The sequence below is a fragment of the Humisphaera borealis genome, assembly GCF_015169395.1.
Classification (GTDB): Bacteria; Planctomycetota; Phycisphaerae; order Tepidisphaerales; family Tepidisphaeraceae; genus Humisphaera; species Humisphaera borealis.
In genome coordinates, this window is record NZ_CP063458.1 from 2,906,218 (window position 1) to 2,932,657 (window position 26,440).

The 26,440-nt window shown below is 64.6% G+C and carries 19 protein-coding genes and 1 pseudogene; 9 read left to right on the forward strand and 11 right to left on the reverse strand.

Annotation, left to right across the window (positions count from 1 at the left end):
* The first annotated feature begins 100 nt into the window (after positions 1-100).
* On the forward strand, positions 101-775 hold the full coding sequence (locus IPV69_RS10815; protein WP_206295121.1) for a GntR family transcriptional regulator: 675 nt from the start codon (positions 101-103) through the stop codon (positions 773-775).
* Positions 776-789: 14 nt separating this feature from the next.
* On the opposite strand, the gene IPV69_RS10820 is transcribed toward IPV69_RS10815, so the two are convergent.
* Positions 790-1,173, reverse strand: a complete 384-nt coding sequence (locus tag IPV69_RS10820) for a hypothetical protein (protein WP_206295122.1) — start codon at positions 1,171-1,173, stop codon at positions 790-792.
* Positions 1,174-1,389: 216 nt separating this feature from the next.
* Here IPV69_RS10820 and aat point away from each other — a divergent pair, with 216 nt between their 5' ends.
* From aat to IPV69_RS10835, 3 genes are all read left to right on the forward strand, one after another.
* Positions 1,390-2,013 carry a leucyl/phenylalanyl-tRNA--protein transferase gene (gene aat / locus IPV69_RS10825; protein WP_206295123.1) on the forward strand — a complete coding sequence of 208 codons (624 nt, stop codon included), beginning with the start codon at positions 1,390-1,392 and terminating at the stop codon, positions 2,011-2,013.
* A 146-nt stretch (positions 2,014-2,159) separates the two neighbouring features.
* The gene (locus IPV69_RS10830) at positions 2,160-3,002 is read left to right on the forward strand and encodes a type II secretion system protein (protein WP_206295124.1); all 843 of its coding nucleotides are present in this window, start codon (positions 2,160-2,162) and stop codon (positions 3,000-3,002) included.
* Positions 3,003-3,146: 144 nt separating this feature from the next.
* Positions 3,147-5,978, forward strand: a complete 2,832-nt coding sequence (locus IPV69_RS10835) for an Hsp70 family protein (RefSeq protein WP_206295125.1) — start codon at positions 3,147-3,149, stop codon at positions 5,976-5,978.
* Between the two features lie 154 nt (positions 5,979-6,132).
* On the opposite strand, the gene IPV69_RS10840 is transcribed toward IPV69_RS10835, so the two are convergent.
* The 9 genes and pseudogenes from IPV69_RS10840 to IPV69_RS10875 all read right to left on the reverse strand — a co-directional run bounded on the left by IPV69_RS10840 (position 6,133) and on the right by IPV69_RS10875 (position 17,539).
* On the reverse strand, positions 6,133-7,056 hold the full coding sequence (locus tag IPV69_RS10840; protein WP_206295126.1) for a chorismate transformation enzyme, FkbO/Hyg5 family: 924 nt from the start codon (positions 7,054-7,056) through the stop codon (positions 6,133-6,135).
* Between the two features lie 83 nt (positions 7,057-7,139).
* Entirely contained in the window at positions 7,140-9,479 is a 2,340-nt protein-coding gene (locus tag IPV69_RS10845; protein ID WP_206295127.1) for a beta-ketoacyl-[acyl-carrier-protein] synthase family protein, read from the reverse strand.
* Positions 9,472-10,593: a lysophospholipid acyltransferase family protein gene (locus IPV69_RS10850; RefSeq protein ID WP_206295128.1), complete on the reverse strand. Its 1,122-nt coding sequence runs from the start codon at positions 10,591-10,593 to the stop codon at positions 9,472-9,474. The genes IPV69_RS10845 and IPV69_RS10850 overlap by 8 nt, the downstream gene beginning before the upstream one ends.
* A 52-nt stretch (positions 10,594-10,645) precedes the next feature.
* Entirely contained in the window at positions 10,646-11,383 is a 738-nt protein-coding gene (locus IPV69_RS10855) for a LolA family protein (RefSeq protein WP_206295129.1), read from the reverse strand.
* 28 nt (positions 11,384-11,411) lie between these two features.
* Positions 11,412-11,936, reverse strand: coding sequence for a 3-hydroxyacyl-ACP dehydratase FabZ family protein (locus IPV69_RS10860; protein ID WP_390884406.1), 525 nt, complete (start codon positions 11,934-11,936; stop codon positions 11,412-11,414).
* Positions 11,925-12,167 (reverse strand): annotated as a pseudogene (locus tag IPV69_RS27920) (acyl carrier protein); the annotation flags it as partial. The gene IPV69_RS10860 and the pseudogene IPV69_RS27920, both read right to left, overlap by 12 nt.
* Before the next feature lie 232 nt (positions 12,168-12,399).
* Positions 12,400-14,310: a hypothetical protein gene (locus IPV69_RS10865; RefSeq protein WP_206295131.1), complete on the reverse strand. Its 1,911-nt coding sequence runs from the start codon at positions 14,308-14,310 to the stop codon at positions 12,400-12,402.
* Positions 14,307-16,484, reverse strand: coding sequence for an ABC transporter permease (locus IPV69_RS10870; protein ID WP_206295132.1), 2,178 nt, complete (start codon positions 16,482-16,484; stop codon positions 14,307-14,309). The genes IPV69_RS10865 and IPV69_RS10870 overlap by 4 nt, the downstream gene beginning before the upstream one ends.
* Before the next feature lie 125 nt (positions 16,485-16,609).
* Positions 16,610-17,539 (reverse strand): ABC transporter ATP-binding protein, encoded by a 930-nt coding sequence (locus IPV69_RS10875; protein ID WP_206295133.1) that lies wholly within the window; start codon positions 17,537-17,539, stop codon positions 16,610-16,612.
* 123 nt (positions 17,540-17,662) lie between these two features.
* On the opposite strand from IPV69_RS10875, the gene IPV69_RS27550 reads away from it, so the two are divergent.
* Positions 17,663-17,797 (forward strand): hypothetical protein, encoded by a 135-nt coding sequence (locus IPV69_RS27550; protein WP_261362002.1) that lies wholly within the window; start codon positions 17,663-17,665, stop codon positions 17,795-17,797.
* A 245-nt stretch (positions 17,798-18,042) separates the two neighbouring features.
* On the opposite strand, the gene rpsU is transcribed toward IPV69_RS27550, so the two are convergent.
* Positions 18,043-18,270: a 30S ribosomal protein S21 gene (gene rpsU / locus IPV69_RS10880; RefSeq protein ID WP_206295134.1), complete on the reverse strand. Its 228-nt coding sequence runs from the start codon at positions 18,268-18,270 to the stop codon at positions 18,043-18,045.
* Between the two features lie 329 nt (positions 18,271-18,599).
* Between rpsU and IPV69_RS10885 the strand changes: the two genes are divergently transcribed.
* The 4 genes from IPV69_RS10885 (at position 18,600) to IPV69_RS10900 (ending at position 25,994) form a co-directional block, all read left to right on the forward strand.
* Positions 18,600-19,130, forward strand: coding sequence for a sigma-70 family RNA polymerase sigma factor (locus tag IPV69_RS10885; protein WP_206295135.1), 531 nt, complete (start codon positions 18,600-18,602; stop codon positions 19,128-19,130).
* Positions 19,127-20,977: a hypothetical protein gene (locus IPV69_RS10890; RefSeq protein ID WP_206295136.1), complete on the forward strand. Its 1,851-nt coding sequence runs from the start codon at positions 19,127-19,129 to the stop codon at positions 20,975-20,977. The genes IPV69_RS10885 and IPV69_RS10890 overlap by 4 nt, the downstream gene beginning before the upstream one ends.
* A 310-nt stretch (positions 20,978-21,287) precedes the next feature.
* Positions 21,288-22,346 carry a pilus assembly protein TadG-related protein gene (locus IPV69_RS10895; RefSeq protein WP_206295137.1) on the forward strand — a complete coding sequence of 353 codons (1,059 nt, stop codon included), beginning with the start codon at positions 21,288-21,290 and terminating at the stop codon, positions 22,344-22,346.
* A gap of 624 nt (positions 22,347-22,970) precedes the next feature.
* Positions 22,971-25,994: a CBM96 family carbohydrate-binding protein gene (locus IPV69_RS10900; protein WP_206295138.1), complete on the forward strand. Its 3,024-nt coding sequence runs from the start codon at positions 22,971-22,973 to the stop codon at positions 25,992-25,994.
* The last annotated feature ends 446 nt before the right edge of the window (positions 25,995-26,440 follow it).

Sequence of the window (26,440 nt, forward strand, 5' to 3'; positions counted from 1 at the left end):
TTCCCCTGCCGCCTGTTCCCACCCTGCCTGCCAGGAAACTAGAGTGCCCCTGTTGAATGATTTGTTTAGCGGGCGTCTACCCCTATACTCTCGGTGATCTATGGCGGACGCTTCCCTATCCAGTCGCGTGTACGACGACATCCTTGGTCGCATCCTGAGCGGCCGGATGAAGCCCGGCGACGTCTTCAATCGGCGGCAGGTCGCTGCCGAGCTGGGCGTTAGTGTCGCCCCGGTACTGGAGGCGATGCTGGAACTGGAGACGGAAGGCCTGATCCAGACCCTCCCCCGGCGCGGCACGCGGGTGCGCCTTCCCGACGCCAGAGACGTGTGGGGTCATGCCGTTGTCCGCGAAGCGATCGAGTCCCAGGCGGCACGCATTTACTGCGGTGCGCCGGTCCTGCGGCACCAGTCGCGGTTGCTGAGGCTGGCCGAAGCGCTCGACGCGCTGCCGGCCGGTTCGGTCGATCAGATCCGCCAGGAGATCCGCTTCCACCATTACCTGGTCGCGCTGGCCGCGTGTGAGCCACTCACCCGTGCGTTCGAGCGGATCATGAAGCTGGGCCTGTTGCACGCGGCGGCACTGCTGGAAGGCGAGCAATCGCTCCTGCCCAGTCATGTCGCCCTGGTCGAAGCGCTGCTGACGAGCGACCCGGATGCGGCCCAGAACGCGATCCGTGCCCACCTGCACAACCTGCGGGCGCCCCATGCGGCGACAGAGAGTCCTGTCGGCGATGAAGCGCCCGCGCTACCCAATTGGCTTTCCGAAACGGTTTGATCGGCCGGTGCTGCTCAACGCGACGTCGCGTATCGGGCCGGCGGATCGCTCGCGGGGAATGATTCCATCGCCGCCTCGTCCACCTCATTTTCCGGAACCTGCGTCGCGTTGCTCGAGCCGTCGTGTGCGTGAGACGCCGCGCCTTCCGGAAGACTGGGGTTGCACATCTTGCTCCGCAGTGCGTTCAGCGGGTTCTTTCCCGTCCAGCCGTAGTAGGAAAGCCCGATCCCGCCGGCCAGGAGCGCAAGGCCCGGAAGGGACCGGCGGCTCAGGCCGATCGCACCCATCAGAATTCCGGCGGCCACTGCGGTGGCGGCGTTGGCTCGGTGCTCCGGGTCGATCCTGCGGATTTCGTAGTCGTTACCGATTTTCACTGCGATGTATCGTGGTGCGTTCATGGTGTCTCCTTAAAGCGTCTTCATGCCGTAGAACCTATGGACCTGTTTCGCAAAGGAGAGGCCGCCGCCGCGGATTTCGTCTTCGCACCATACTGAGCCGTCTGTCGTCGCCGCCGCGCCCCGCCGGCACCGACAGATTGTCGCCGTGCGTGCGGCGACGGTCGCGGCTCGTCGCGGCACAGATGAAATGGCTTTCAGGCCCGCTACAATCCCGCCGTGAGCCGTTCCGTCCGACTCGATCCCAATACCCTCCTGAATGCGTACGCACAGGGCGTGTTCCCGATGGCGGACCGGGACGGCGTCATCCGTTTTTACACGGCCGACCCCCGGGGCATCATTCCCCTCTCGCCGCCCGAGGCCTTTCACGTTCCCGGCACGCTCCGGCAGATCGTGCGACAGAAGCGTTTCGACTTGCACATCAACCGCGATTTTGAAGGAACGATGCGAGGCTGCGCCGATCGCCGCGAGGACGGCACCTGGATCAACGATCGCCTCGTACAGGCCTACATCGATCTGCATCACCTCGGCTTCGCACACAGCGTCGAGGCCTGGCAGGGGGACGAACTGGTCGGCGGGCTCTATGGTGTCAGCCTTGGCGGCGCATTCTTCGGCGAAAGCATGTTCCACCGGAAAACCGACGCCAGCAAAGTCGCTTTGGTTCACCTGGTCGAAAGGCTCCGCCAGCGCGGCTACGAGCTGCTCGACACCCAGGCCACCACGCCCCACCTGCGCCGATTCGGCTGTATCGACATCCCGGCGCGGCAGTATTCCAAGATGCTCGAACTGGCCATGTCCAAGGAATGCACCTTTGATGGCCCGGTGGAAGTGTCTCGCGAGTAGACGTCGGACTTCCGGGTTTAGCCGGCGGGCTCGCCTGCCGTCGCCTTTCTGCTTCGTTCGCAGGCGTCATCGGCTTTCAATTGCCTTGGACCCACGTCAAGATGCGGGCCGCGCAAGTCCGTGAGATGGCAATCAGGAGCACGAGCATGTCACGCGTTTCTCCCAAGCACCAGACCGCCTGTCGATCTCGCGGCTTCACCCTTGTGGAGCTGCTGGTGGTGATCGCCATCATCGGACTGCTCGTGTCCATCCTGCTACCGGCGTTGGGGCGGGCCAGGGAAGGCGCCAGAACGCTTAAGTGCGCGGCCAATCTCAGGTCCATCCTCCAGGCGACGACCGCCTATGCCAACGAGAATCGGGGCATACTCGTCCCGACCGGCACTTTCTATGGCGGATGGTGGTCGAACATTCTGGTGGACAAGAAGTTTCTCGTTGCCCCAAGACTGAAGGACAGCGAGCTGGGTTCGGGCCCGAAAATGGAAGGCGTCTTCTACTGCCCGAACGGCAATTCGGACTTCTTCCCACCCGATCTCACGAATAACACGGCGATTCCCGCCAATCGCACCGACGAGCGCGGGGCCATGTGCTGGCGATTCAAGTCCCCAGAATCGCAGACGAGTATCGACGTCTGGTACGGCATGAATGCGTCCGAGGGAACAAACTACACTTCAGGGCCGCCCGGCCGTCGGATCCCCGATCCAGGCAATATCGGCCTGATGAAGATCTCCAATATCGCAAAGCCGGCGGAGATGGTCATCTTTTTCGACGGGCTCATCTATCACCACTTGAGCGTCAACGCCAATCGCCTCAATGCGCGACATGGGAACAAGACACAGACCAACCTGGGGTTCGTCGACGGACATGTCGAGACGCATAAAACCGCAGACCTGCCCGGCGGTCTCGGTGCGGCCACCACCGCCGACTTCAGTCTCGCCAATCTCAATGCCAAGTACTCCACCGGCCCGAAATGGCGCCTTGAACAGAAGTGATCCTGGGCGGCTGGCGGCTGCTTATTGCCGTCGGCGATCGCCTCCGGCCGCTGTGAACCGGGGCCGCTGTAAACGGGGCCGCCGGTTCTGTTCCGGAACGACTGCCCGCCCGCAAACGATTCCATTCGCCTACACTCCCCCGCCGTGACCGCTACATCGCTCGATTCTCCCGCCCGCTACACGATCGGCATCGATCTGGGGACGACCAACTCTGCCGTGGCGTTCGCCGACGCCGCCGAGGCACTGCCGCGCGTCGACGATTTCCCGATCGTTCAACTCACCGGCCCGGGCCTCGTCGAACCGCGGCCAACGCTGCCGTCGTTCCATTACGAAGCCGCGGCGGGTGAACTCCCCGTCGCCGCGACCCGGCTTCCCTGGACGCCGGCGGCCGATGAGCCGGCGACCCTCGTCGGCACCTTCGCCCGCGATCATGGAGCCGGCGTGCCCGGGCGACTGGTGACGTCGGCCAAGTCGTGGCTATCGCACTCCGGCGTCGACCGCACGGCCGGGCTGCTGCCGTGGCACGGCTCGGCGGACGTTCAAAAGCTGTCGCCGGTTGAAGTCTCTGCCCGCTACCTCTCTCACCTGCGGGCGGCATGGGACCACCGCCATCCCGAGCACCCGCTGGCGAATCAGGACGTCGTCCTGACGGTGCCGGCGTCGTTCGACGAAGTCGCCAGGGAGCTGACCGTGCAGGCCGCGAAAGAGGCGGGCTTCGGCAGCCTGACACTCGTCGAAGAACCGCAGGCAGCGTTCTACGCGTGGATCGCCGCCCACGGCAGCGACTGGGAGCAGCGCGTCCGACCGGGGCAGACCATCCTGATCTGCGACGTCGGCGGCGGCACGACCGACTTCACGCTCATCCGCGTCAGGCCCGGCAGCGACGGTAAGGTTCTGTTCCACCGCGTCGCCGTCGGCGAACACCTGATCCTGGGCGGCGACAACCTCGATCTGGCCCTCGCCGATCACATCGAGAAAAAGCTTCTCGCCGAGGGCAAGCCCAAACTCGCGCCTACGCAGTGGGGCAGCCTGGTCCGTAGCGCCCGGGTGGTGAAAGAGACCTTGCTCGGCGCGGCCCCGCCGGGACGAACCACCATCAACATCGCCGGCGGTGGATCAAAGCTGATCGGCGGATCAATCCGGGTGGAGCTGACGCGCGATGAGGTCGAACGGGTGCTGGTGGATGGATTTCTCCCGCGCACGCCGCTCGACGCGAAGCCCGCCGCCCGGCGGTCCGGCTTCCAGGAATTCGGTCTGCCCTACACCACCGACGCCGGCATCACGCGATATCTCGCCGCGTTCCTCACGTCGCACCGGGAATTGATCCGCCGGGATGGCGCCGGCGGCGACCACGACCCGGCGCGGCCCGACCTCGTGCTCTTCAACGGCGGATTGTTCGAGTCGCCAAGGCTGCGCGACCGGCTGCTGGAGGTCCTGACCGGCTGGTTCGCCGACCGATCCCCGGGGTGGTCGCCCGTCGTCCTGGAGAATCGGCGGCTGGACCTGGCGGTGGCGCGAGGCGCGGCCTACTACGGACTGGTACGCCGAGGAAAGGGCGTGCGCATCCGAGGCGGGCTGGCCCACTCGTACTACATGGGCGTGGAGACGGCGTCCGGCAAGCCGACCGCCGTCTGCCTGCTGCCGGCCGGCGTAGAGGAAGGCCAGAAGGTGGACCTTCCCGACCGGCAGTTCGACCTGCTGATTCGCCAGCCGGTCGAGTTCCCCCTGTATTACTCCGGCACCCGGACGACCGACCGTCCCGGCGAACTGGTCGAGGTGGACCCCGAGCAGCTCACCTCGTTGCCGCCGATCCGCACGGTTCTCACCAGCGGCCGCAGCGCCGCGGCGACGTCGGTGCAGATCGAGCTGCACGCGCAGCTCACCGAGATCGGCACCCTCGACATCTGGTGCTCGGAAGCGCAGGGCCAGCGGACCTGGCGGCTGCAATTTGACGTTCGGTCCGCCAGCCAGGCCAACGCCGCCCGGCACGACGGCGTCGCCGAACGGCAAGGTGTGGTTGATGACGCCACGGTCGCAAACTGTGCCGCTTTGATTCGCGCCGCGTTCGGCAAGACCAGCGATCCTCGCCCCCTCATGCGGCAGCTCGAAAGCGCGACCGGGCAAACCCGCTGGCAATGGCCGGCCTCTTTGCTGCGATCGTTCTGGGAGGTGCTGATCGAGCTCGAGCCCGCCCGGCGGCTGTCGGCCGAACACGAAGCCCGTTGGCTCAGCCTGACCGGATTCAGCCTTCGACCGGGTTACGGGCTGGCCGTCGATGACTGGCGCGTCAGCCAGACCTGGAAGCTGTTCACCGCCGGCCCGGCGTTTCACAAGAACGAGCAGGTGCGCGCCGAGTGGTGGATTCTCTGGCGTCGTGTCGCCGGCGGCATGACCGCCGGCCAGCAAGCGACCCTCGCCGAACCGCTGATCGCCGACTGGCGCACGTACCTCCGCAAACAGGGCGTGGGGGTGAAGGGGAGATCGTCGGCATTCCAGTTCGGCCCGCACGAATCGGCCGAGGTCTGGCGTACGCTCGGCTCCCTCGAGTTACTCAAGCCGGCCGTAAAGGCGGAATTGGGGTCCATCCTGCTCGAACGCCTGCCCCGTGAAAAAGTGCAGCAGGCGCGCGACGCGATATTGTTCGCGCTGGGCCGCGTCGGCCAGCGCGTGCCGGCGTACGGGCCGCTGAACGCGATGCTCGACCCGGCCCAGGCACAGCAATGGACGCGGCAACTGCTGCAACTCAACCCGGCCGACGACCGGGCAGCGTTCGCCGTGATGCAGCTGACCCGCAAGACCGGCGACCGCTGGCGCGACGTCGCCGACGCCGACCGCACCGCAGCGATAGACTGGCTCGCGCAACGCGACGCCTCGTCTCACCTGATCGAACTGGTTCGTGACGGCGGAACCCTCGCCGACGAGGAACAGCGCAACGTGCTGGGCGAAAGCCTGCCCCGCGGATTGCGGCTGGAGTAGCCCCTAAAACTGCAGGTGCGTCTGGGTGGCATGGGCAAGCGTACTCGCTTGCCCGTGGAGGGACGCCGTCCGACGTTCGTCATGGGCAACGGAGTACCGTTGCCCATGCCACCCAGTCCCCGCAATGTCGAATGGATCGCAACACCCGGCGCTGTCAGGCAACCCCTTCAATCTCCACGAGCAGGTCCTGACGGCAGATGTCGGCGCGAACGAACTCCTTCGTTGCAGCAGGACACGCCAGCGATACGATCGACCGCAGCGCGGCAAGGTCTTCCGCGCGGACGTAGTAGACGCGGAGGTCGGACATCAGGTGGGGGCCGGCGGCGTCGTCGCCGGTGGCCGATTGCAGGAGCGCGGCAAGGTTGTCGAGCGTCTCGCCGACCTGCTTCCGCAAATCGCCGACGAACACCGAGGCCTCGCCCCGAACGCTCGCCGTGCCGCCGACCAGAACCCTCTGACGGCCGCCCAGCGTGACGGTGGTCGCCCGCGCGAAGCAAGGCGGCTTGGGGCCGTAGCGATGGGAGTACTTGTACGCCGGCACCTGTCGCGGGTTTTCGACGGCATTGCCGGGTTCGGCGGCGGCAAGGGCGTGGATGATCAGATCCCGCCCGTCATGGCCGACACCCGACGCGGTCGCCAGCAGGCGGGGGAACGCATCTTCCCCGCCGAGCCACTGCCTGCAGGCCGCGTAGCGGCCGGCGTTGAAGACCATGTAACGGTCGAGCACTTCGCCCGAAGCCGGCATGACCCCACTGGTGGCGTGGATACCGGGGATGAAGTTCCAGAATCGAACCGGGTGTGACGCGTCAGCACTGGAGAGCCGCTGTGCGATCAGGTCGTACATGCGGGTCGTCGCCGCTTCAAAATCGTGCGACGCCAGATCGGCCGCCCGCGCGACACGCGCCGAAACCAGCGACACATCGTCGGTCAGCCGGGTCTGCAGTGCGACGTTCCCGACCTTCGCGATCTCCGCCGGCACGGTAGCGACCAGGGCCTCTGCCCAGGCGGGGAGCAAGAGCGCGTCGCCATCGATCGCGGCGGGTACGGAGGCGAATTTGTCAGGGCCGGCGGACATCATCGGTCAGTCAGTTATACGCTCGTTCCAACTATACGATCGCCCGGCGAGCGTCCAAATTTGCCGCCGCACGCATCAAGCGGGAATCAGTCGCGCGTCGCCTGTTCACGCCCGCTGACGCGGACCGCCGTCACGCCGCCGGTCACGTCGGTGCAGATGACACCGACGGGTCCGCGAGCGGATTCGTCGCCAATTCCGCCTCGCAGCAGCGCCGCCGCCACTCCGGCCAGCGGGCCGGCGCTGTAGCACTCGGTCACCCTGCCGAACAGGGACGTCAGTCGGGGGCGGCGGGTGTCGTCGGGGTAGGCCAGCCGAACTGCTTCGCGTTCGATGGCATCGATCACCGATCCGCTGCGCGACATCACGAGTTCGTCGATCGCGCCCAATTCCGACAACACGCGCACCGCGCCGGCCGACGCGACACGACCCGGGGCGGCGAACGCGGTGGCATCGACCGAACCCAGGATTCTGCCGCCGCGACTTTCGACGCTCTGTCGGCTCTCCAAGAGCAGCGAAACCGCCCCGCAGCCGGTGGCGAAACCGACCGGACCGTCGCGGCCGTCGTGGGGCTCGGCCCGCATGCACTTGGCATAGGACTGCGTGACGATCGGCCCGTACTCCTCGCCCGCGCCAACGAGTGCCCGCTCCCAACTGCCCTGCCCAATGCGGATCGCCGCCAGCGCCATCGCGTCCAGTCCGGCCGTTCGCGATCCGATAATGGTCTGGCACGCGCCTTTGATTCCCAGCGTCAGACTCACATGCGCCGCACCGGCATTGGGGACGCCTTCGCTGAACAGCAGTGGATTGGCAGCGGGGATGCCTTCGTCCACGATCTGCTTGTAGTACTGCCCGCTGAACTCCGTACCGCCATGACTTGTGCCCAGGACGGCAGACAGGCTCTGGCAGTAGGCCTGGGTATCGGTGATGCCGGCGTCTTGGAGGGCGCTGCCGGCGGCGGCGAGCATCAGCTTGACGTACGCGCTCATCCGCCGAACCCGTCGGGCGTTGATCAGGTGCGCGATGGCATCGTCGGCGATCGGGCCCGAATCCGTCGCCGGGCCCGTCACGATCGGACTGTTGAGCAATTGAAGGAATGCGGGAATGCCGATCGCCCGGGGCAGGACAATGCCGATGCCCGTCACGAACACTTCCCGGCGGTCGGCGCCACTGAACCGGCGGTCTACGACGGGTTGTGAAGTGACGACAGCCGCCGTGGCGTCGGCAGCCGGGCCGAGCACCATGCTGGTGTTGGCACCGCCAAAACCAAGAGAGGTGCTGAGCGTCGCGCCAATCTTCGCCGGCCGAGCATGGTTGACGATCGTGAGGCCGGGGAAATCAATATCGGCGGGCGTCACGTTGGCGCACGGTGGCACGACGCCCTCGTTCATCGCCGTCGCGGCGAGGATCAGCTCGACCGCTCCCGCACCGCCCAGCGTATGGCCGACATGGCTCTTGAAACCGACAACCGGCGACGCCGCGAGCTTGTCGCCGAAGACGCGCGACAGCGCCGCGTACTCGCCGGCGTCATTGTCGGGGGTGCCGGTGGCGTGGGCGACGATCAGGCCGATGTCGTCAGGCGTGCGACCGGCGGACTTAAGCGCCTGGGCAATCGCGCGGGACGCGCCGTCGCCGGTCGGATGGGGCTGCGTCAGATGGTGCGCGTCGGCCGATTCGCCGTAGCCCAGCACGGTCGCCATCACCGGGGCGCCACGGCGTGAAGCGTCGGCGGCGCGCTCCAGGACGACAACGCCATAGCCTTCGGCGAGTTTCATGCCCTGGCGGTCGCGGGCGAACGGACGCAGCGGCTTGTCGGCCACCAGCCGCAGGCTGTTGAACCCGGCGTAAACGTACTCGCTGACCGGGTCGTACCCGCCGGCGACAATCAGGTCGAGCTTGCCTTCTCGCAGCAGGGTGACGCCCAGTGCGATGGCGCCGAGGCTCGACGAACAGGCCGAGCAGGTGGTGGCGGAAAACCCTTCGATCCCCAGCCCGCGCGTCGCCGACTTCAGCACGCTCGCGGCGAGAAACCGGGCCAGCGGCGAGGTGTCTCCGGTCCGCAGGTAGTCGCCGGCGGCGCGCATGCCGTGGAGTGTCGTGCCCATGATCAGCCCGCACCGCTCGGGGGCGTAGGGCAGGGTGCCGGCGGCGACGTTCGGACGGGTGATTCCAGCATCGCGCAGCGCATCGACGATCGCCCGGCGAAGGTAGCGAACCTCGCGCGGCTCGCCGGGTGATTCGTCCACCGGCAGTTCCGGCGCTTGTCCGCCGTGCTTGCCGTCGGGGGCGGGTTGTTCCAGCGCCGTCAGCGGGCCGATGCCGCACCGCCCCTGCCGAACCGCCTCCCAGGTGCTCTGACGATCCAGGCCCAGGCAGGTGACCATACCTGCCCCGGTGATGACAATGGGATCGAGGTACGGGTCAGGCACGAGGTTTGTCCTTCTCGGGGAGGCGGGTGGGGTTGGACGTCGCGGGCTGGTCCTCGCAGAACGCCGGATGGAACATCAGCCATTGCTCGGGGTACGCGCGGACGTACTTCTGAATGACCAGCGAAAGCTTCCGCAGGAGCGGATCGACGCGGCGGGTCCCGATCGTCGGCGCAGAGGCGGCGGGCTCTTCCACATCGTCGGCGGGTGTGATGGGTGGCTCGATGAAGAGGTTGATCCTGCCGTCCGGCCGGCGGATGGAAAAGATGGGCACGATCCACGCGCCGCTCAGCCGAGCCAGCTTCGCCGGGCCCGGCGGCATCTCGAGGTGTCCGTGCAGGAAGGGCACCTTCTGCCCGCGCTGCCCGGGCATGACCCGATCGGCCTGCATCACCACCGCCTCCCCGCGAAGCAGTGCGTCGCGCAGGCTGATCCACATCGTCCAGCCGTTGTCGATCGGCGATTCATTGATGTTGAGCCGCTCGCGGAGACTCGACCTCTGACGCTCGAACAGGCCCTGCTCGTCGCGCTGAAAGATGACGTGCAGCTGCTGCCCCTGCATCGCCAGGCCGGAGAGCCCGACTTCGAACGAACCCATGTGCGCCGTCGCGATGATAAGCCCCTTGCCGCTGGCGCGGGCGCGATCGTAGTGCTCGCGACCCTCGACCGAAGCAATCTCGCCCAGCAGTTGCTCCGGTGTCATGTGGGCCGATCGGCCGACATCGATACAGAAGCGGAAGAAGCTTTCGACCACGCCGCGGGCCAGGGCGGTGCGGTGCCCCTCTGTGGAATCGGGTCCCAGGATGCGGGCGGCATTGGCCATCGTGGCATGGCGCACATTCGGGGCGAACATCAGCACGCCGCGACGAACCAGACCCGTCATGGAAAGCGGAATCCAGGTGGCCCGCTCGCTGGTAAAGAAAAGGGCCTTCAGCCAGAACGATGCGATCCGTCGGCCGATCGATGGCGAGGGGCGTTCCGCAACTGGGGCCTCGGGCGGGCGCCCGGATTCTTCGTGCGCGACGTAGGTGCCTGATGTCTCCGACGAGTACCGGGCCTGCGGCGGCGGCACCAGGCGGAGCGGAGTGGCGAGCGGGGATTTCACGTCGGCGTGCAAGGTGGGTTCGATACGGTGGTTTTCTAAAGCTGTTCGTCGGCTCCCCGGTCGATCATTTCCCCGTACCGGCTTCCAGGGGACGGGAGATCCGGGCGTCGGCGGGCGGCGAAAACGCCACATCTTGCGGAGTCAATCCGGTGTTCAGCCGGGCTTCACTGAATCGGATCACCGTCCGATCGCCCTCCTTGTCCACCGTCACCACACACAGCATAAAGGCCGACTTCTGGTCGAGCAACACGCGAACCTCTTCGATGTGCTGCTTGAGAAACTGCCCCGTCGGGCGGAGCCGAATCGCGACACGGTCGGGACCGTCGGCGAGTGTTCCCGCGTCGGCTTTCATCTGCTCGGGCGTCATCGCTTCGAACGCAAAGTTCTCCCGCAGCGTCGCCAGCCTTGGCAGCGGGGATGCTGCCAGATCGCTCATCCGCTTGTCGATCGGGTAAATCTCCACCAGCTTCTGCTTCGGATAGTAGAGCCTGACCTCTTTGGCGTCGGCATGAAGGACCGCCGGGTCCGGCTTCTCGGTGTCCCATCGAACGACCGGGCCGAGCACGCGAACGACGCCCGTCGAAATCAGCGGCTTACGAAGCAAGGCGGTGTACTTCTGCTGTTCGAAACGTGCGACGTAATCCTTGATCTTGTCGGCGCGGGCGTCGATCTCTTTGAGCTTTGCTTCCAATACGGGGTCGGTGGCCGGCGGCGCGTCGGCGGTCAGGGGCCGTGGCAGCAGTGCCACCAGGAGAAACATTGCGCAAAAGACCAGGAAGAAGGGGCGTCGGTTCGTGGGCATCTGGAATCTCCTGGTCAGTCCCGACCGATCAGCCGCCGCCCACTGCGGCCGCAACGATCGGCGAGCAATTGAGCGTAAGCGTCCCGCGCGACACCACCATCGAACCGACCGAAGCCGTCACACTGAACTGGCTCAAACCGGCGATCGTGCGCTGGTGCTGGCAGCGGATGACGATCTCGGCCGGCGGCACGACCGGCTGCTCGAAACGAACGTCCACCTGCACCAGCTTGCCGTCAATGGCGACACCCTCCTGCGGCGGCGGCGTCGCCAGCCCACAGGCCTGCGCCATCGCCTCGGCGATCAAGACGCCCGGTACGATCGGCCTGCCGGGGAAGTGACCGGCGAAGAAAGGTTCATCACCCTTGATCACCCAAACCGCCTCGGCTGATTCTCCCGTGCGGACGGAGACGGCGCGGGTGAGGAACCGGAACTCCGGTCCGTGGGGCAGGCGGGACAGCGGATCGGTCGCCGGCGACACCGGCGCTGCCGAGGCGAGTGCATCGGGGTTGCCGCGGACGAGCTGCTCCTCGATGTATCCGACCAGGGTCGCCACCGATTCAAAGACCTGTCGCCCCACCGCTTCGTTAGGAATCCGGATCGCGAATTCCTTTTCCACGCTTCCCAGCAGCAAGAGCACGTCAAGCGAATCGATGTCGGCTTCGCCGCCGAAGAAAGGCATGTCGTCTGCAATAGGAAAGTCGGAACCGAGCTTAAGGTCGCGTCGCATGATCTTCTTGACGCGGTCGATGATCTCGGAATGGGGGATCGGGGATGTGGGGGTCATTCGTTCTCGTCGCGGGGCAATCGCGGGTGCCGTCAAAAGTGCGAGCCCGGAAGCTCGCAACGGTCGTCACGGCGATGCGCCCGCGTGCCATCACCGTCCGTTCCATTGAACACACCTCGCAAGACCCGGCAGGATCTCGCGAGTAGCGTTCGCCGTAATCAGATTCTGTTAGCTAGCAGGCTTTCTGACAAGCTTAGAAATGTCGATGTGTTCTGGCACGCCGGCGATCAGATCATCGTGCCGAGGCCGTGACGGGCATTTTGGCTGCCGCGATGTCGATCTGCATCAGCCGCAGCGCGGCCCGTTGGACGAAGTAACCGTTTTCCGCGCGGGAGTCGCTGTTCTGGTCGATGCCCGCCAGTGACTCCAGGCTCACGCGAACGAAGGCGTACAGCGTCGCGAGGGCCTTGGGCTGGTCGATGTAGTCCTTGGCGGTCTCCCGGGTGATTCCATGGGGCATGCCCGCCATGTTCAGCAGGTATCGCCAATCGGGGATGAACGCCAGACGACGCGACAGCGCGTTCGGGGGGAACAGGATCGGCTCGGACTCACCGGGCGTGTAGAACCGCAGCTCCAAGGCCTGGTAGCGTGCCTCTGCGTTGACGTAGTCCGTCCTGGCCTGCTCCAGGAGCACACGCTTTTCCGCCGGATTGTTCGACAGGATCGACCGCAGATACGCCAGGTCGGCCCGGGTCATGATCTCGTCGGCTTCCAGGCCGTCGAGGTGGGACGTGTAGTCCTGCATCCGCCGAATCGTTTCGGTCGGGTTGATCAGATGGCGGGTGTACTCGGCCCGCGCGTCACGTGCCAGACGGTTGGCCAGTTCGAGCGACGCGACTGCTTCGCGGGCGGCGGCGATGTCCTGTGGCACAGCGGACGGTGAGACTGACGCGGTCGGAATCAGGCTCGTGTGCCGCTGCTGCGTGACCTTGCGTCCGAAGGCACGGGCCTCGGCGACCATCCCGCGGTCCCACTCACTCTCGCCCCACTGGCGAAGTTCCAACCCGGGGCGGCTATCGACCACGCTCGGCCCCGACTGCGCCGGACGCTGCCCGGTCCGGTTCATCAGCACCTGCGCACGCTTGCCATAGTTGAAGCCCAGCGCCAGCGGAGAAACCCCGTCCGGGTAGGGTTCATACCGTTTGAGATACTGCAGGTCGCTGCCGTCGTTCCAGTCGGCGTAGACGAACCGGATGCCGATATGACGGTACAGCAGCGGCTCGATCTTCAACGCCGTCGATTCCGGCACGGCAATGACCAGTTCCTTCGTGCCTGCCGGCGGGGAAAGCTGCCCGTCAGGAAGCGAGACCCCGGCCGTCGCGGCGGCGGCCTTGAGCGCGGGGATGTCGCTCGTCAGCAGCGCGATCCGCGTGGTCATGTCCGTCGGCCGCGGCGAACGCGGCTTGACCAGGGGCGCCAGAACCCGGCCGTCCTTGTCGAGCACCGGCGGCATGCGCTGATTCAGCGCCCCCACGCTGTCGCCGGTACTTTCACGCCATTTGCTGTCGGCGCGAACCTGCCGCGTGTAGTAGATGCTGTCGCCGGCGGTCGATCCCAGCTTGTGCTGGAAGATCTTGTTGAGCTCCAGCAGGATGTTGAGGTTGTTGGGCCGGGACTTGTCGACCTTCCTGCCGTACTCCACCGCATCCAGGATGATCGCATACTTGTTCGGCAGGCTCGCGATCTGCGCGCTGATGTTGTAGGCCTTGTTCCACATCTGAAAGATGTGGACCGAGTCGAACTCCGGCTGGAGCAGGCGGATCAGTTCGACCTTGGTGTCGAAGTCTTCCAGGTCGCGCTCGTTCTTCTGGCTTTCGCTGCTGGTCCACAGGAACATCACCAGCGGGCCCCGCAGGCCGCCCAGCAACAGGATCAGGAAGTAGCTGTCCAGGCTCCCCAGCGTGGGGCCGGCTGTGCCGGCGGCGGACGTGTCGTCGGCACCGGCACCCTCCGATGGCGCGTACGGACCGGCCATGTACGCCTGCCTCTGCAGGCCCATCGCCCATTGGCGACTCAGGCCGGAGATCACTAGGCCCAGGATCAGCAGCCCCACAATCCCGAGGCGGCCCAGCCGGGCACTGCCATTGGATCGGACCTGGCCGGTGGCGGGGGAAGACGGTTCGGTGGTGGGATTACTACTCATGGGGCCACCTCTTTTCTCTTCAGGACCACGTAGGTCAACATCAGCAGCGGCACGCCGTACACCAGCAGTTCCAGAAGGGCCCGCGTCATCTTGTGAATCGGAATGCTGACGCCGCGGTCCAGGTCTTCCATCAGCGGGAACTGGTTAACGTCGGGCAGCAGGGGCGCGACGTTTCGCAGCACGGACGACAACGCCTCAAGCGAATCAGTGACCGCCCGGGTCTTGGTCGCGTCCTTGGTTTTGAACAGGTCCTGCACCACGCTGCGCGATGCGCCGGCGTTGAGCGAATCGCCGAGCTGGTTCACGCCCCACCGCCCCATCAGCAGCAGCAGCGTCAGCACGACCGCGATCGGCCAGGAGAGGAATGTCGAGCAGAACACCGAGATCGTCACGACGAGGATCGACAACATCCAGAGCAGCAGAAGGCCCTTGAAGAGGTTGATTCCGAACCAGTGATCTGCCTCGACCAGCGCGATCGACGGGACCGATGCCGTCAGGCCGTGGAGGCCCAGGGACTGGCCGGGCGTGCGGCCGCGGACCAGGACGTCGAAATCGCCGCCGTCCACGGCGGCAAAGGGTACCCGGATGTCGATCAGGCGATTGGTGTCAGGTTCGATCATCGCCGGAGGGCTCGTAAAGCCGCTATTGACGTTGCGGACCGTCACCGACGCGACCGACGCCTTGTAGCGGTCGGCGTCGAGGTCGCCGGAACGGTCGATGCTGATCTTGGTCTGCAACGTCACCTGGTCGTCGTCGGCCTTGACGGCCGAACCACGGAAACTGTAGACGGCGACCGGGCCGTCCCCGTCTTCCGGCGGACGCCCCGAGACCTGCATCCCGACCCGGCCGAACCGCGAATAAAAGCGCGGCCCGGGAGGCTCCGGGCGCGCCAGGTCGGCGATGCCCGGTTTCACCGGCTGCACGGTTTCGGTCTCGCTGGAGCGGATCGCCACCACTTCGGTCGGTGGCCGCCGGTTGTCCTTGTCCACGTCGTAGACGGACAGCGAAACCGGTTGCTTACCGACGCCATACTCATACGTCGGGGTCAGGCCGGTAATCTCCAGGTTGAACTTGCCGGCATTCAGCAGTTCTTCCAAAGCGAGGTTGGTGGTGATCGGCGCCACGAACTGCCGAAGGCCCCCGGGCACCCATCCGCGATCCCGGATCGCCGAGACCGGCTTGTCGCCGGCGAAATCCGACTGGGCGAGGATGCGGCCGTCCTTCTGGGCCCGGGCGATGATCGACAGCCGGGGCGTCGGCAGCGACGGCCGGCTCGTCGGTAGCGCCGGTCCGAACGCCGGCTCATCGTCGGTGGGGTTCTGGCCGGAGGCGAGCTCCTCCTTCTCCGACGCCGACAACGTTTTTCGCTGATCGACCTTGAGGGTGATGGAAAACACCGGCCCGGCACCGGCGTTCACCGCCTGCACGACCGCGGCCTTGTCCTGCTCCGAAATCACAAACGGCACGACGAAGAACGTCTGGCTCCCGCCGGCGGCCCAGCGGGTGCCGTCGGGCGAGGGTTCCTTCGCGAACACCTGCATCTCCGCCGGCCAGATCACCGACTTGGTGCGGAGCAAACCCTGGTCGGCGTAACGCTGCAGATTGGCCCGCTTGGCACCTTCGGGAATCTGGCCGCTGGCCAGCGCCGCCTTGATCTGCGATTCGAACGACGTGGCACGGAACTCGAGGAACGCGAGCGTGAACAGCCCCATGATCAGCAGGATTATCCCGCTGACCATCGCAAAGCCCATGACCTTGCCCAGCACGATCTCCAGCCGGGTCGTGGGCTTGGTGACGATGGTGAAAATGACCCGGCTTTCGATTTCCTTCGGAAGATTGGCGCACGCCAGCAGAATCGCCGTCAGCACCGTGACCAGCCCGGTCGCGAACAGGCAATACTTGATCGTCTGGCGCACCGCATCCTGCGCGTCGAGAGGGCGCGTTAACTGTGAAACGGAGATGATGCCAATGATCGCCAGCGGCGTGATCCACAGGACGCGGCGGCGGATGGCTTCGGTGAAGCAGATGCCGGCGATCGCCCGGACCCGGGCGAAGCGGAACCGCGAGACGTCGCCCACGCTGAGCAGCAGCACCAGAACGGTGATTGCCGACGCCACGATGGGGACGGCGTAGGTCGTCCAGTCGAACGGGGCTGATTGGGCCAACAGTTTCATTGGATGTCTCAACTACAAGCAGTCTTAGCGGCCTGGAAACGGTCGACGCTGGAGGAATTGATCACCCAAGCAAGCGAACGCCAAATCGCCGCGATATCGCCAGCTCCGCCCGACCTCAGCCAAGGCTATCCTGCCTTGCCATTCGCCTTGCCCCCCGTCTGCACGTCAGAACTGACCGACGAGAGTCCTCCACGCGTGTTCTCGTTCACGATGCGGATGAACAGGTCTTCCAGTGTCGTCGTCGGATGGGTGACCCGCGCGTCGGCGACCCCCATCTGCGCCATGAACTTTCGAACTTCCTCCACCTGCTGATCGGTCAGCCCCTTGGTCTCGATCTGCGTGACGTCCCTAACCTGCAGCAGGCTCTTGACCTCCCCCTGTTCCTGCATCTTGCCGCGGAACAGGATCGTGATGCGATCGCAGACGTCCTGCACGTCGGCCAACAGATGGCTGCACAGCAGGACCGTCTTCCCCTGCGCCTTAAGCGACAGGATCAGGTCCTTCATCTCGCGGGTGCCGATGGGGTCCAGGCCGGTGGTGGGCTCGTCGAGCAGGATCAGTTCCGGTTCATTGATCAGCGCCTGCGCCAGGCCGATACGGCGGGCCATGCCCTTAGAGTATTCGCGGAGCTTTCGCTTGCGGGCCTTAGAGTCGAGACCCACGGTATCCAGCAGGATCGGCACGCGCTTGTCGAGCACGTCTTTGGGGATTTTGAACAGCTTGCCGTAGAACCGCAGCGTCTCTTCGCCGGACAGGAACTTGTACAGGTACGACTCTTCGGGGAGGAAGCCGATCTTCTCGTTGATGTCGGTGGAACCGGCTTCCTTGCCCAGCACCCACGCCTTGCCCTGCGAAGCGAAAATCAGGCCCAGGAGCAGCTTGATGGTCGTGCTCTTGCCCGAACCATTGGGGCCGAGGAGCCCGAAAACCTCGCCGCGATGGATCGTCAGATTGAGATCGCTCAGCGCAGTGACCTTGGGCCTGCCCCAAAAGTCCTTGTAGACCTTTGTCAGTCCCTCGGTGTGAATCGCCGCTTGCTCCGCCGGGTTCGCCATGGTCGTTTCGATTTTGGAGGCCGGGTGGCTCAATGTAAAGCGGCGGGCGCCGAGACTGGAACAGGCCGGCAGCGGTTGGTGGTGCGGGCTGGCGGCCCGCATTCCCGGTAGACAAACTTACCCGTGCACCAGCTTACCCGTGCACGAACCTACCGCTGCATGAACCCGCCGAGCCACGCCGACGACGCCGGCAACAACAGCACCGCCGCCGCCATCGTCAACTGCTTCCTCGCCGCTCAAACAACGCTACCCCGGTAAGGGCCGGGGTAGCAACTTCTGAGTCGAATTGTACGCCCTGTCCAACTGATCAGGCCACTGTGAATCGGCCTGTGAATCGGACGCTAACAAGGGGGCCGGGAATGCCAGCGCGATTCGGCACTTCCGAGGCTTCCGGGTGCCATGGGCTGCGGTACTCCGCTGCCCGTGGCCGTGTCACCGGCCCGCGCACGCGCTGCGTCAAAAACCACTAGAGGCGCGATAAGGCGTTCAGACCAGACGGCCGTTCAGCGCATCTGGCCGCCGCCACCGCCGCCACCACCACCGCTGCTCGGGCCGCCCATGCCCATCAGGCGGGGCTTGCTGCGCGACCGGCGACGACGCTTCTCGCTTGGCTTCTCGTAATACGCGACCCGCTTGATGTCCTTCGTGAGGCCTTCCTTCTCACAGGCCTTCTTGAAACGACGGATCATCTGTTCGACGGTTTCGTTGCCGCGGGACTTCACCTTAATCATGTGCCGAGCGCCTTTCGATCCGGGACCGTGCCCGGCTGGTTGAACCCTACCAAAACGTACTTCCGAACACGCCCGCACCGAGCCTACAACCCTCGCGCAGCCTGCTTCGGAGCCCCACATTGTACCAAGCGTCGCCCGTTGAGCAAGGCGTGGAACGGCGTTTTGACGCCGATTTCCGGGTTTCAGCGACTTGGCCGCGCCCCAAAATGGGGCGTGCACGCTCGCAATGCCGTCCGCACAATGGGTTGCGGCGTCCGATCCCTTAACTCGATCCCGCCCAGTTGGATGTCAACTTTCCCCGACATCCGTCAATGTATGCAGAATCAACGATGCACAAAGCCTTTGACATCCTGGCGGAGCAGCATCGGGCCATGCTCCTGGTCTACGTGGCCGCGCTATTCCACGGAAACCCGCGCGATGCCGAAGATGTCGTCCAGGAAACCTTTTTGACCGCCTACCGACAGCTGGGAAAGTTCACCGAAGGCCAAAACTTCGCCCGCTGGCTGCGCGGCATCGCCCGCAACAAGGTGCTTGAACACTGTCGCGCCTCCGGGCGGCAAGATGTCGTGACGGACAGCCGGGTCCTCGAAGGCATCGAGGACGTCTGCGGCGTGCTTGACGGGCCCGCGGCCGGCGACGAGCCATGGCACGATCGTGCCCGCCGCTGGCTGGACCACTGTATCTCACTGCTCAGCGATCACCTCAAAGCCGCGATCGTTCGAGTCTATCAGCAGGACCTGACTCTCGCCGAGGCCGCCGAGATGGAGCGGACCACGTTCGCCGCGATGGCCCAGCGACTGTCGCGGTCGCGCGAACAGCTTCGCCGGTGCGTCCAGGCGCAGATGGAGCAGGAAGCATGAGCGATTCACCCGGCAACCCGCGTCTGGAGCCGCCCGGATCCGACGATCAGTCCCTGCGGGACTATGGCCGCCAGCTGGCGATGGACGCCCTGCTGCAATCAGTGCTCAAAAGCGACAAGGTCGTCCAGCTGCCAGCGCCTGAACGATCGCTTTGGCAACAGCACCGCACGGGTCTGGCGCTCGCGGCGTGCCTGCTTCTGTGCATCGGAATCGCGGGGGTGGTCGTCTACCAGGAAGGACGGTCGATCAGCAAGGTCAGGCCACATCCTCCCGGTGCGGCGATCGTGCTGGCGGCAGACTGGAAGATCAGCCCCGGCCCGTCGGCTTCGTATCGCGTGGTGGGGACCCACGCGGTGCAACTCGACCGTGGCGAATTGTTCGTTCATTCGGTCCCCGCCTCCGCCGATGGCCCCCGTGCGGCGCTGTCGGTCACAACGCCAGGCGGCACCGTCAGTGCGTCGGAGACGCAGTGTTATGTCGGAACCTTTCAGAGCAAAGCGACACAATCAGGAGAAACCATGATCAGCTCGACACGCGTACTGGTACTCGCCGGCATGGTCACGCTGACCAACGCCCTGGGAACGATTTCCGGGCGGAGCAATGACGTCCTCGCGGCCGACACCGACCAGGCCCCGGCCGAGGTCATGAAACTCGTGCCGCCACAGAAGTCACGGCCATCTGGTTCGACGCTGTTCCAAATGTTCGTGCGCGAGAAGGACGACATCGCCGCCGCGTGGGAGTTCGACCCCGCCGCGCAGGATCAGCCTGTTACGCAGCGTTGCGTGTTCCGCAAATCGCACTGGCAGGCCGACCCGATCTCCGATCGCCTGATCCGGCTGCAATGGCCGCAGGCCGGCAAGCTGTATTCCGTCGATCTCTATTCGGTCAACTTCGCCGACTGGTCGCTTCGACCTGTCCTCTCCGGTGGCTCGGCCCACTCGATTGGCGTGATGCCCGGGCGGACCTACCTGCAAACCAGCGACGGCCCGCGGGTATTCGATGAAAAGACCGGAACCTTGGCTCCTTCTCCCGTCAAGTCGGTCGTCCACCAACTCAAGACCGACTGGATTGTCGAGCTGGATCGTAAGGACAAGCCCGTCTATGCATTGTTCGATCCGGCAACCGGCAACATCAAGCGCGAACTGAAGGACTTCCCCGTCGGCACCGACGAGCCCGGCGCCCGCGGGTTCACACTCGACCACGATGAGCGCTACTGCGTCGTCAACGGCGACTATTCAAAGGACGAGAACCTGCAGTTTGGCGTTGAATCCATCATCGACCAGACGATGACTTTGTACGACATGAAGGAAGGCACCCGGAAGAACTTTACCGCTCGGATCCGGGCCGAGGGCGGCTCTGGATTCCGGGTTCTTACCGCCGGATCGGCGATCGCTTTCGGCAAGGATAATCTGCGGTACACGAGCATTCCCGCCGGCGCGAAGGTTCCAGGGCAACTCGAATGGGTCGTCGTGGACCTGAAGACCGGGAAGGAAGTGTCACGCGAGCCGGCGGATGCCGCAGCCGTGGATCGGATGAACGAGCCCGTCGCCGAACCGGTACCGGCGCACCTGACGAAGTACCTGGGGCAGGGTGCCGCGACGCGCAACTGGTTGGAATGCGTTGCGGTGGAACTGATCCGCGCGAAGTCGCTGATTCCCGAGGCGCAGCTGCAGGACGTGAAGTTCAACTTCGTGGAGTTATCGCCGGACCAGCAGAAACTCCTGGCGATGCGCGACGGGAGTTTCTACTACTTTGACCTGCAGAAGGAGACATCCCGAGTGATTCCCGTGCCGGACAAGCTGAAGGACGCCTATCCGATCACGGTCCGCACGGTTCAGATTCCCTGAATCCGCGGTCGATCCGGAGGCGCCGAGCCCGTCCCCCCGGCGGTCCGAAATGGGGGGGCCCGAAAGACGAGGCCAGAAGCCAAAAGTCAGACGCCAATCGATACTCCGCTGCCTTCCACCTTCGTCGGTCACTCGGTCCATGACATGGCAGACGACGCCGTCCGAGAATCACTGGCGTGCGAGTCATGAGCCTGCGCTAAACCCGCGTCTCCCTCTGAAGGCAACAGCGTCGGACCCCTCCCCTTGCTCGTCCCAATCCAATAGCAAATCCCGCATGAAGCGGGTTAGGTGAACCGCCGAAAGCATGGATATGGATGTCCGTGCCGCCCGCTTTCTGCGCCGCCGTTCTGGCGCGTTTGTCCTGATCTACGTCACCTTCGCGATGCCAGTGCTTCTGGCGATCGCGTCGCTGGCGGTGGATTGGGGGCACGTCGTCCTGGTGAAGACGGAACTGTCGCGCCTGTCTGACGCCGCCGCCCGAGCCGCTGCAGGACAGATGGACAACGGAGCGATTGCCGCTCGAAATGCGGCGAAACTGGTTGCTCAGTACAACCCCATCGACGGCGCTACATTCACCTTGACCGACGACGATATCGTTTTCGGCACGTGGAGTGCCGGCGTCTTCAGCGCCGTCCCGGATGACAGTTTCTCCAGCGCCACTGCCGTCCGCATCACCGCGGCCAGGTCCACGGCGCGGAGCTCGCCCATACCCATGTTTTTTGCGGGCAGCGTCGGCCAGGGGCCGATCGAGGTGACCTGCTCCACGGTCGCGACCCGTGGTTCAGCAAGCAATACTGGTACCGCGACCGTCACCGGCAAGGCCAATGTCTGGTTCGCCGGGCTGCCGTCCAACGCGACCTGCGCTAAAGGCGGATATGTCGACACCAACACAAACTGCCCCGCCGTTCAGTTCAACGGCTTTCCCATCAGCTCCGGCTCATCGCTGCAACTGAGCGCCACCGGCAGCCTCAGCAACGTCCCCACCGGCGGAAGCCCGCTCGACGGCGGCTCCTGGACCGCCGACAACCAGACCAACAATCTCGGCGGCAAATCCAACGCCACGCTGCCGGCCAATGCACTGATCGGTGTCTTCCTCTCCAACGACGATCCCACCGCCACCCCGGCGCCGCCCGATCTCAACTTCAGCTCTGCGGGTTCGCGCAACTACACGAGCCTTTCGCCGCTGCTGAAGCAGGTCTTCTTTATCGGAGACGGCAAGGCAAACGGCGTCCAGCAGACCATCGTCGCCCCCAACGGCGCGACACGCCTCTTCTTCGGCTCCTACGACAACTACGGCTGGTCCAACAACTCCGGCAGCGCCACAATCACCGTGAACAGCGTCGGCGGGAGCGTCTCGATCGTGAAGTGAAGAGAAGCGCGGCGCCGCAGAACTGTACCGTCTCTGACCCGGGTGTAGTGCTCAATCTTGGCGGTTTCCGGGTGCCATGGGCTGGCGTACTCGCCTGACGCGTGGCCTCGCGCGGACAACGTCGCGCCACGGGCAGCGGAGTACCGCAGCCCATGGCACCCAGGAATTGAGATTCCGCCAAGATCGTGCGCTACACCCTCGCGCCACTCGTCTGTTCATCAAGACACAACTCATCACAACGCATTCTTATCGCCCGTTTCCATTCGTTGCGACCGCCGCGATCTTTCTTGTGGCACCGTTCCGCATTCGATAGACTTCTACCGGCGGGCAACGCCGGATGTCGATGGGGCCGCCAGAAATGCTTGGGGCAGTGGGGAACTCACGCTAGTCCCGAATCCGACGGGTGGAAATCGTACAGGGACTTCCAAAGTGCAAAACGCAAATCGATCTCACCCACTTAGTCGGGCAACGGCCGAAGTGTTGGAACGTCGTCAGCTGCTGGCGGGAAATGTGCCCCATGTCTCCCTCGAACTCCTCGATGGGACGGCATCGGAAATTGGAAACGACACCGCCCGGCTTCGCGTGTCCCGATCGGGGGACACAACCCAGCCCCTCGTCGTTGCCATGGAACCCGTCGGCATCGCGCCCGATCGCCGGCTGAATCTTCCCTCGGACGGCACGCCCTATTGGAATGACCCCTTCGATGTATCGACACCGGGATACAAAAACGAACGGCTGACCATTCCAGCCGGGTCGGCGTCGATCGAAATCCCATTCATTCCTGTTACCGACACCATCACGGAAGGCGAGGAGCGCGCGCTCTTTGTCATCGCAGAAAACCGAAACGCGCCCGGCAGCTACACCTTTGACCCTTCCATCAACGCCGACGTCAGAGTGCAGGATGGTGCAGGACCTCAGATTGTCAGCATCGAAGCGACCGATCCCACGGGTTCTGAACTCGGGGACGATCCGGCGTTCTTCACGGTACGGCGCAGCGGCGACCTCACGCAACGGACGGTGATCAGTCTTGAATCGTCCGGTACCTTCAAGTACCAGGAAGACTCGCATTCGGGCAATACCATCGTCATCTTCAATGCCGGCGACACCGAACAGGTCGTCTATGTAGCCCCCTTCAGTGACGATCTGGTTGAACCTGTCGAGACCTTCACCTACACGCTTGTTCCCTTCGGCCCCGTGACGATCAGCGGAAGCCCGTCGGCGACGGTCTCGATTTCCGATGGTCCGATCACTCAGAAGGTCACGCTCTCCGCGATCGCCGATGCCTGGGTCGGCAACGGCGGCGAGGCAAACCTGCAGAACGGTGCCAGCCCGGAACTGCTGCTGCTGGACAACAGGGGCACGGGGGCGAGGCGCGATGTCTACATCAAGTTCGACATTTCCCAGGTCCCCAGCATCGCCAGCGCGGAGATCCAGTTTTCCGCCTCGTGGACGGGTGTTGACGGGGGCGGTGGAGGGTACGACGTCTACGGAGTCGAGAACGCGGTCTGGGACGAATCCACGATCACATGGAACAACCGGCCGACGGAGCCACTGTCATCCACCCGTGCGGGCTCAGGTATCACCTCCGTCTACGGCCCCGGACCGCGGTTGAATCAGAACAGCATGACGGACTTTGTTGTCCGGCAGAAGCTCCTGGGCGCGACGACCGTTACTTTCTTGATCCGGCCGTCATTCGACGACCGGCGATCGCCGTACGGCATGTACGGGTCCATCGGCAGCCGTGAGTCCGGCGCGCCACCGAAGCTTGTGTTGGAAACCGCTCCGGGCGCAGACAGCCCGGCGGGCGTGTCGCACCGTAGACTAACGGTCGCCGAAGGCGATTCCGCGAAGGCCTGGGTCATCGCATATGACGGCAGCCCTTACTACCCGGTGAACATTATGAAGGTGCCGGGTGGCGATCCCGACATCAACATCGACCAGCAGTTGCTCACCTATCCGCTGGCCAACAACGGTCCAATCGCCCGCCCAATCACCTTCACTGCAACGCCGGACACGGACCAGGTGTCGGGCAGTGCGACGTTCATCGTCAGCCTCTTCGGCGTCATTGGCGTGATCACCGTTTCGGAAGCCGATACGGGCTCGAATCTCCCCCCGATCGACGCCAACACGGTGATCGTGCCGGTAACGGCGGACGGCTTCGTCCGGCAAGGCGCGGGTGTAGGAGGCGGCCTTGCTTCGAGTCTCGAGGTCCAGAACACGGCGACCGACCAGGGCGAGGAAGAATCGTTCCTGCACTTCGATCTGACGTCGTTGCCCAGTTCTGATCAGATCGCCTCGGCAAAGGTTCGGCTCTACGGAGGCGCGGGCCCGCAAGCGGGATTGGGCGCGATGGGCACTGGGGCCGCGGCGTCACCAGTCGCTGTCAACGCTTACGCCACTGCCGAATCGGATTGGTTCTGGGACGAGTTCAACCTTCAGTGGACGCTTCGGCCGGCAAGTGCCGGCGGCATTGTCGCTTCTCAGACGGTCGCTCAGACCGGTTGGTATGAGTTTGACGTCGCCAACCTGCTCCGGGCGAGAAAGGCGGCCGGGGATAAGATGGTGTCGATTGCCCTCAAGGGTGCCGTAGCGGGTTCGACGGCGGCCATTTTTGCCAGCGATGAAGCGCTGAGCAATCGACCCACCCTGTTGGTAACCAGGGGTACGGTTCCACCACCGCCGCCACCGCCACCCCCAACCGCTGCAATCAAGGTCAATTTCCAACCCGCCGCTGCACCGTCGGTAAGTGGCTACCTGGTCGACGCCGGGCAGACGTACGCCGCACGTAACGGGCAAGCCTACGGCTGGACGGTCAGCCATACGAGTCTGGTCTTCGATCGCAACAAGAACAGCGACCAGTTGCTGGACACCAATGTGTCCGTAAATGCCGGGGCGAAGTGGGAGCTGGCCGTTCCCAACGGCACCTACACGGTCAAAGTCGGAGTCGGTGACGCCGGGGCGACCTCCAGAAGCAATGTCTATGTCGAAGGCCAGCAACTATTCAACTACCAGGCGCTGACGGCAAACGCATTCGCCAACAAGTCGATCACGGTCGCCGTCTCCGACGGCAAGCTGACGCTGGGAATCGGATCGGCCGCGTCGGGAACTACGAAGATCGACTTCATCGAGGTGTCGTCGGCAACGTCGTCTCCGCCGACATCACCCCCTACATCGCCGCCGCCCACGGTCCCTCCGCCGCCTGCAACGTCGGCCGGTGTGAAGGTTCACTTCCAGCCAGCGACAGCACCCGCTGTTTCAGGATATCTGGTCGACGCCGGCCAGACCTACGCCGCCAGAAATGGGAAGACCTATGGTTGGCTCACGAGCCATACGGATGTCGTCATCGATCGCAACAAGAACAGTGATCAGCTCCTCGACACCAATGTCGGTGTCAAAGCCGCCGGCAAGTGGGAGCTGGCCGTTCCCAACGGCACCTACACTGTGAAAGTAGGCGTCGGTGACTCCGGCGGTGCGAGCAAGAACAACGTCTACATCGAAGGCGCTCTGCTCTTTAACTACCAATCGCTGGCGGCCAACGTCTTTGCGACCAAGTCCATCACCGTGAACGTGACGGATGGCAAGTTGACGCTCGGCATCGGCTCTTCCGCGGCGGGGTTGACCCGCATTAACTTTATTGAGGTCACTTAGCCCGTGAAGCGGCGAAAAGCGGTGGGACGGCATCAGGGCAATCACACAACGTACATGCGATCTCCCAAGGCACCTGAGCCGGGTGTGGCCATTTTCCCGGGCGGCCATTGCGGTGCGGGCTTTCAGCCTGCATTTCCGCTGCACAAACATTGTTTGTTCCATAACGCTCGGAAAGATGGTCACGCCCCCTGAGCCGGCCGCCACGATTTTGCTTGATTGACCTCTCGCATACCGTACAATATACGAACAATATCGCGCCGAGGCAAGGTGTGTCTGAACGATTCGGGCGACCGGGTCCCTGGCGACGACCCTGGGTTTCGACGGTGCTGCGGCCGTGGGAAGCGACTTTTATGCGCGAACTTCAGCACCAATGCGGCTGTCGATCGACGCGGGTGACGCGTGCAACGGTCAACTCGTGCAACGGCCAGACAAGCTCGGGTTCGTTC